The organism is Candidatus Omnitrophota bacterium (assembly GCA_016929445.1).
In the GTDB taxonomy this organism is placed as follows: domain Bacteria; phylum Omnitrophota; class Gorgyraeia; order JAFGIU01; family JAFGIU01; genus JAFGIU01.
The window spans coordinates 20,940-28,046 of the sequence record JAFGIU010000122.1; the positions used below are offsets into that span (position 1 = coordinate 20,940).

General features: G+C 55.3%; 8 protein-coding genes. All 8 read left to right on the forward strand.

Annotated elements, in window-relative coordinates:
- The first annotated feature begins 18 nt into the window (after positions 1–18).
- The 8 genes from JW937_09595 to JW937_09630 all read left to right on the forward strand — a co-directional run bounded on the left by JW937_09595 (position 19) and on the right by JW937_09630 (position 6,963).
- Complete coding sequence (locus JW937_09595) at positions 19–1,056, forward strand: type IV pilus twitching motility protein PilT (protein MBN1587660.1); 1,038 nt, start codon at positions 19–21, stop codon at positions 1,054–1,056.
- Positions 1,057–1,103: 47 nt separating this feature from the next.
- Positions 1,104–2,216, forward strand: a complete 1,113-nt coding sequence (locus JW937_09600; protein MBN1587661.1) for an isocitrate/isopropylmalate dehydrogenase family protein — start codon at positions 1,104–1,106, stop codon at positions 2,214–2,216.
- The gene (locus JW937_09605) at positions 2,213–2,479 is read left to right on the forward strand and encodes a lipoyl domain-containing protein (protein MBN1587662.1); all 267 of its coding nucleotides are present in this window, start codon (positions 2,213–2,215) and stop codon (positions 2,477–2,479) included. Before JW937_09600 ends, JW937_09605 begins: the two co-directional genes overlap by 4 nt.
- Positions 2,479–3,702: an LL-diaminopimelate aminotransferase gene (locus JW937_09610; GenBank protein ID MBN1587663.1), complete on the forward strand. Its 1,224-nt coding sequence runs from the start codon at positions 2,479–2,481 to the stop codon at positions 3,700–3,702. Before JW937_09605 ends, JW937_09610 begins: the two co-directional genes overlap by 1 nt.
- Complete coding sequence (locus JW937_09615) at positions 3,703–4,914, forward strand: hypothetical protein (GenBank protein ID MBN1587664.1); 1,212 nt, start codon at positions 3,703–3,705, stop codon at positions 4,912–4,914.
- A gap of 120 nt (positions 4,915–5,034) precedes the next feature.
- Positions 5,035–5,784, forward strand: a complete 750-nt coding sequence (locus JW937_09620; GenBank protein ID MBN1587665.1) for a lysophospholipid acyltransferase family protein — start codon at positions 5,035–5,037, stop codon at positions 5,782–5,784.
- Positions 5,785–5,787: 3 nt separating this feature from the next.
- Positions 5,788–6,453, forward strand: coding sequence for a glycosyltransferase family 2 protein (locus JW937_09625; GenBank protein ID MBN1587666.1), 666 nt, complete (start codon positions 5,788–5,790; stop codon positions 6,451–6,453).
- 12 nt (positions 6,454–6,465) lie between these two features.
- Positions 6,466–6,963, forward strand: coding sequence for a small multi-drug export protein (locus JW937_09630; protein MBN1587667.1), 498 nt, complete (start codon positions 6,466–6,468; stop codon positions 6,961–6,963).
- Positions 6,964–7,107: the final 144 nt, after the last annotated feature.

A 7,107-nucleotide genomic window follows, 5' to 3' on the forward strand; every position in this document is an offset into this window, starting at 1 on the left:
GACTCCGGAGGGGCTAGCGTGCATATTAAGGACTTGTTCCAGCTTGCCATCGGCAAGAGGGCCTCGGATCTACACCTGACTCCCGGGGCGCCGCCCATGTTTCGTGTGAACGGGGACCTTGTCCCCAGTAAGTTCGGGGCAATGAGCTCGGACCAAACTAAAGAGCTCATTTACAGCCTGCTCACCGAAGAACAACAGAAAGAATTCGAGAAGACGCACGAACTGGACTTCTCGCTCTCGATCACGGGGGTCACCCGCTGTCGCGTCAATGTGCACCGCCAGCGCGGCTCCGTGGACGCGGCCTTTCGGTTTATCTTCATGGAGATCAGGACACCGGAGGAATTGGGGCTGCCTCCGATCGCCGTTGACCTGGTGCGCCGCAAGAACGGGCTTCTGCTCGTCACCGGGCCCGCAGGCGTCGGGAAGACCACCACCCTTGCATCGCTGGTGGATCAAATTAATCGCGAGCGACGGGCGGTCATTATTTGCATAGAGGACCCGATCGAGTACTTGCACACTCATGCCATGGGCATTGTGAAGCAGCGCGAAGTGGGCGTGGATACCAATAGCTTTTCCGAGGCGCTCAAAAGAGCCCTCCGCCAGGATCCCAATGTGATTGTGGTCGGAGAGATGCGCGACCTCGAGACTATTTCAACCGCTCTGACAGCCGCGGAGACGGGCCATCTGGTCCTGGCCACGCTTCACACTCCGGACGCAGCCCAGACGGTGCACCGGATTCTGGATGTATTTCCGGCCCACCAGCAACAACAGGTCGGGCTTCAATTTGCCGAATCGCTTGTGGGAGTTGTTTCTCAGGTCTTGCTGCCCCGCGCCGATGGTGAAGGCAGAGTTCTTGCCACCGAAATCATGGTGGGGACTCCGGCCATCCGGAATCTGGTCCGGGAAAAAGAAATCGAACAGATTCCGTCGATGATTCATACGGGCGCCCGTCATGGCATGCACACGATGGACCAGTCCATTCGGGGACTCCATGAGGTGGGGCTGATCGACAGGGCTGTGGCCAAAGCCTACATGAAAAATCCGAACGAACTCTGATATTCATCACGCCTTACAGAACGAATGTATTGGAAAGGGAGGACGAAGTGACTTACAAAGTGAGTTTATTGCCCGGCGACGGAATCGGGCCGGAAGTTGCGCTGGCAGCGCAACGCTGCGTGGATGCCACCGGAGTCAGGATAATCTGGGAAGAGTGCCCGGCCGGGGATAAGGCCATGGAAAAATACGGCACCCCCTTGCCTGAAGAAACCCTGGAATCCATCCGCAAAAACAAGGTTGCCCTCAAGGGCCCCATCACCACACCCGTGGGCAAAGGCTTTCGCTCAGTCAACGTGCAGTTGCGCAAGAGCCTGGATCTCTATGCTTGCGTGCGCCCGTGCAAGTCTTACGAAGGCGTGCGCTCCCGTTTTGAGAATATTGATTTAGTCATTGTGCGCGAGAACACCGAAGATCTGTACGCGGGGATCGAATTTGAAAGCGGTTCGGAAGAAGCGGACTTCATCATTGATTACGCGCGGAAGGCCACGGACAAAAACATTTTCGACAAAAGCGCCATCTCTATTAAACCCATTTCTCCGTTCGGATCCGAACGCGTCATCCGTTATGCCTTTGAGTACGCCATTCGCTGGGGGCGGAAAAAGGTCACTGCCGTGCATAAAGCAAATATCATGAAAGCCACAGACGGACTTTTCCTGCACACCTTCGAGGAAGTCGCCAAGGAGTACGCAGGTAAAGTCCAGGCAGATGACCGCATTGTCGACAACATGTGCATGCAGTTGGTTCAGCGGCCTGAGGAATATGATGTACTCGTGCTGCCAAACCTGTACGGCGATATTGTTTCCGATTTGGCCGCAGGCTTAATCGGCGGTCTGGGTGTGGCTCCGGGCGGAAATATCGGCCAAAACGGGGCCCTTTTTGAGCCCACACACGGCTCCGCGCCCAAGTATGCCGGACAGAACAAGGTCAATCCCACGGCTACGATTTTGTCGGCCGTGCAGATGCTCTCACACCTGGGCGAACAAGACGCGGCTCAGACCCTGGAAAAGGCCATTGCCACAGTCATTGCCCGGGGCGATAAAGTGACCTACGACTTTAAGCTCCGGCGCGATGACCCAAGCGCGGTGGGAACTCAAGAAATGGCGGACGCCATCATCGAAGAAATCAACGTATTGGCAACAGCTAAGGCACAAAATCGATGAAAGAAGCAAAAATCGTTCCTGTAATCATGCCGGATATTGGCGAGGGGATTGTGGACGCCACAGTGTCCTATTGGTGTTATGAGGAAGGGGACTTTGTCACCTTAGGAGTTGACTTGGTCGAGATGGCCACGGATAAAGCAACCTTCAGCATTCCGGCAAGCGCAACGGGAATTTTGCGCGAAGTCTTTTTTGAAGAAGGCGAAGAAATACGCGTGGGGCAGACCATCGCCCACATCGAATTACTCGAAGAAGAAAGCAAATAATGGCCAAGAGCAAAAAGCATACACCCGATATCCATGAGGCCAACCGCCTTAAGCGGCTGCCTCTCTATCTCTTTACTATTATTGACGGTCTTAAACGGCAAGCCCGGGCCCAGGGAGTCGATGTCATTGACTTGGGCATGGGTAATCCCGATTTGCCCACCCCCAAACATATTGTGGATGCCCTTATCCAAGCAGCCAAGGATAGCGAGAACCATCGCTATTCACGGCCCGGGGATGATGTGGAAAAGAAGCTGGACTCAGCCATCGCGCACTACTACAACGACCGCTTTGGTGTGAATCTCAACCCCGACACCGAGGTTGTGCCCTTGATAGGATCCAAAGAAGGGATTGCTCACCTGAGCCTTGCCTTTCTGAACCCGGACGATATCGGCTTGGTTGCAAATCCGGCTTATCCCGTGCATTTTAACGGCGTGATTCTTGCCGGCGGAATTCTTTATAACGTGCCTCTTTCCCGCGAAAGCGGTTTTCAGCTGAACCTCAACGATATTCCCCACGAAGTGGTCCGGCGTTCCAAACTCCTTTTTCTGAGCTATCCCCACAACCCAACCGCTGCCACGGTAGACCTGGAATTCTTTGAGAAAGTCGTGCGATGGGCTAAGGATAAGGACATTATCATCGGCCATGACGCGGCTTATTCAGACATTGTGTTCGACGGCTACAAAGCGCCGAGTATCATGCAGGTTAAGGGCGTGGACAAATTACCTATTGTGGAATTTCATACCATGTCCAAATCCTACAATATGGCGGGCTGGCGCATCGGCTATGTTGTCGGAAATTCCAAAATTCTCAACGGACTTGCAAAGACAAAATCCTACATAGACTTCGGAAATTTCCGGGCTGTTCAACTGGCAGCTGCCAAGGCTTTGACAGGTCCCCAGGATTGTGTGCGAAAGAATGTGGAAATTTATAAAAAGCGCCGGGATCTCTTTGTGGACGGGCTGAACCGTATCGGATGGCAGGTGGACAAGCCCAAAGCAACCTTCTATGTTTGGGCACATATTCCTGAAAAGTATCGTGGGCTAACCTCAATGGAGTTCGCGGCACTTCTTATCAAGGAAGCCGGTGTTGCTGTCGCGCCGGGCACGGGCTTCGGCGAGTATGGTGAGGGCTATGTCCGGTTTGCCCTTGTTTCTCCCGAAGACCGGCTAAAAATTGCTCTGCAGAGAATCGAAGGATTCCTGAAACTGGATGTGGGGCCCTAGATGACACAAGCCACAGTAATCCATAGCGGCGAGCCTGCCCGGACTGAACTTGTGATAGGCGGGCGCAAGCTGCGTATCCTCCTGATGTATATTTCGGTTAGCTCCGGGCACCAGTGTGCCGCGCGCGCCATGGAGTATGGCTTGCGGCGTTTCGATCCCACGCTGGATATTCTGAATCTCAACGCCTTCCACTATGTAAACCCCATTCTCGAACGCATGGTCAACGGGACTTATATGCAGGTCATCAAAACCCGGCCCGAGGTTTGGGATTATATGTACGACAACCCGTGGATCATCCGAAACACCAAGCTGCTCCGCTCCTGGGTGCACAAATGGAATTCCAAACGCCTGATCCGTCTGATTCGAGACTTCGAGCCCGATGTCATGGCCTGCACCCAAGCCTTTCCCTGCGGAATGGTTGCGGATATCAAAACCCAGCTCAAACTCAACACTCCCTTGGTCGGAGTGCTCACAGACCTCATGCCCCACAATTACTGGCCACATCCGCAAGTCAACGCCTATGTGGTCGGCTGTGAGCGCTCGCGCCAACGTTTGCTCCAACTCCAGGTCCCGGATGAAAAAATCCATGTGAGCGGCATTCCCATTGACCCGAAATTCGGCGAGCTGCACGACAAAGAGACTATTGCCAGGCGTCTTGGCCTCGACCCGGCGCGTCCTGTGGTTCTGATTATGGGCGGAGGCGGAGGTTACGGCCCCATTCAGGAACTGCTGGACGGCATCCGCAACAGCCGCTTGCCCATCCAGCCCGTGGTCCTTGCCGGAACCAATGCCAAACTCTACGACGCCCTGGTTCAAAACCAGGGGAATCCCGATGATCCCGCCCGCATTTTGCATTACAGCCACGATGTAGATCTATTTATGAACATTGCATCCTTGATCGTGACAAAGCCGGGAGGCCTCACCACCTCCGAAGCATTGGCTAAAGCGCTGCCTATGGTCATTCTCAAGCCCATACCCGGACAGGAGAATAACAATACCCGGGTGCTTTTGGATGCGGGTGTCGCGGTTAAAGCCGACGATCATGTGCAGGCCCTGCGAGCCATTGAAGAACTTTTCGGGGATCATGAGCGTATGAAGCGCATGCGGGATGCCGCCTTTAAATTGGGAAAACCAAATGCAGCCGTCGATTCAGCTTCTTTGTTGTTAAGACTCTCCAACGGGGCCGGTGTTCCGTTGAGAAGCACAGCCTGATTCATTTTCGTGTTCAAAAGCAGTCTTCTCATCTACAAGTTCGGCCAAGCATTGGCCTCCAGACTCTCTCTGGATAAGGCATACGCCCTAGCGTGCTGGATAGGGGACAGACGCTTCCGTGTGGCCATACCGGATCGCACGCGCGTGCGCGAAAATTTGCGTATCATTTGCCCGGAGGCCGGGCCCAAAGAAATCGACGAAATGGCCCGGGGTGTGTTCCGAAACTTTGGAATGTACCTCGTGGACTTTCTTCGGGCAGGTTCCCTGAGCTTGGAAAGTGTTAAGGAGAAGGTGAGTATCAGCAAGCCGGAGATTCTTGAAGCGGCCTTGGCCCGCAAACGCGGCGCTATGATTCTTTCAGCCCACATCGGAAACTGGGAGATCGGAGGCATGGCCCTCGCGCTGATGGGCTACCCCACCGCCGCTATCGCCCTCAATCATAAGAACCCTCGCGTCAACAATTTTTTCATCCAGCAACGCCAGAGACACGGAATCGAGGTTATCCCGTTTGGATTTGCCCTGCGCCGGAGTCTTAAAGCCTTGAAGGAGAACAAACTGTTGGCCATCTTGGGCGACCGCAACTTCAATCCTGCGGAAGGAATTGAAATCGAGCTCTTCGGCAAGAAACTGCTTCTGCCGCGCGGCCCGGCCTGGCTGAGCGCCCACACCGGCGCAGCCCTTGTCCCGGCTTTTGTTTTGAGACAGGACTCAGGCGGCTTCTGTATTCAAGTGCACCCGGAGATAGCCCCGCCCAAATCAGACGCGGATGGGGAAGTGCGGCGGGTCATTCAGGATTACGCCAGTGTCTTGGAAAAGGTCGTGCGCCAGGATCCTGCACAGTGGTGTATCTTTCACCGCTTCTGGGAGTAACGAATGAACGCTGGGGTGTTGATTCCCGCTTACAATGAAGGCCGGCACATCGGGGACTTGGTCGCGCGTGTTCAAGCGACCGGATATCCCGCGCTTGTCATTGATGACGGTTCCAAGGATGACACAGCAAAGGCCGCGCGACATGCCGGGGCTGAGGTCATAATCCTTGATTCCAACCAAGGGAAAGGAGCGGCCATCCAAGTCGGGTTTGATTGGGCTTTGGAGCGCAATTTCGAGGCTGCCCTGATTTTGGACGGGGATGGGCAGCATGACCCCGCAGAAATTGGACGTTTTATCGAGGCAGCACAAGAAGAGCAGGTGCAGCTCGTTTTGGGCAACAGACTGGCAAATCCCGCAGGCATGCCTTTGATCCGCCTGTGGACCAACCGGTTCATGTCCTGGGTGCTCTCCCGCATGTGCGGGCAGAATCTGCCGGACAGCCAGTGCGGGTACCGTCTTGTCAAACGCAAGGTCCTGGAGAAGATCCGCCTGAACTACCTCCGCTATGATTCAGACTCCGAGCTCCTGATGCGAATAGCCCGCAAGGGCTGGATCATTGCCTCGGTCCCGGTAAGGAGCATTTACGCCGGCTCCAAGAGTGAAATCAATCCAGTGATAGATACCTTACGCTGGTTCCGCCTGTTGTGGCGGCTCAGCAGAACCCCGTAAAGGCCGGATCCAATGGGCATCAATGAGCTTTACCAAGCCCTGGTTGCACGAGGCCTTGAGGGTCTGGGAGCAGTCTTTCTCCTGGCAGCAATGCCCATCAGCGAGCTGCGCGGCTCCATTCCCTGCGGAATTCTGGCCTTCCATCAATCCGCAAGCTCCGTTTTCTGGGTCTCGATTGCCGGGAATCTTCTGCCGGTTTTGCCCCTGCTCTGGCTCCTGGAGCCCGTCTGCAACAGGCTTTCACGCTACAAACTGGGCCGGCGCTGGGTAGACTGGCTCTATGACCGCACAGACCGCCGGGCTGAAATGGTCCGGAAGTACGAAGTCCTGGGCCTGATACTCCTTGTGGCGATTCCCTTGCCCATGACCGGGGCCTACACAGGCGCGGTGGCGGCTTCTCTGTTCCGCATCCGGAAAGGGGTTGCCTTTTGGGCCATCACCGCAGGAGTCTTTATTGCCGGCGGGATTGTGCTGGCCCTGACTCTGCTCGGCAGATGGGGGCTTTCATGATCCAGGGACGGATTTTCGGGCTGACGCTCACCGTATCCCTGTTGGCCCATGTGCTGCTTCTTTATGGATCCCCGGACTTTCTTAACGGGCACGTGCCGCTGCTCAAACCCCTGCAGGTCAGCTACACGCCGATCCTGACCGAAG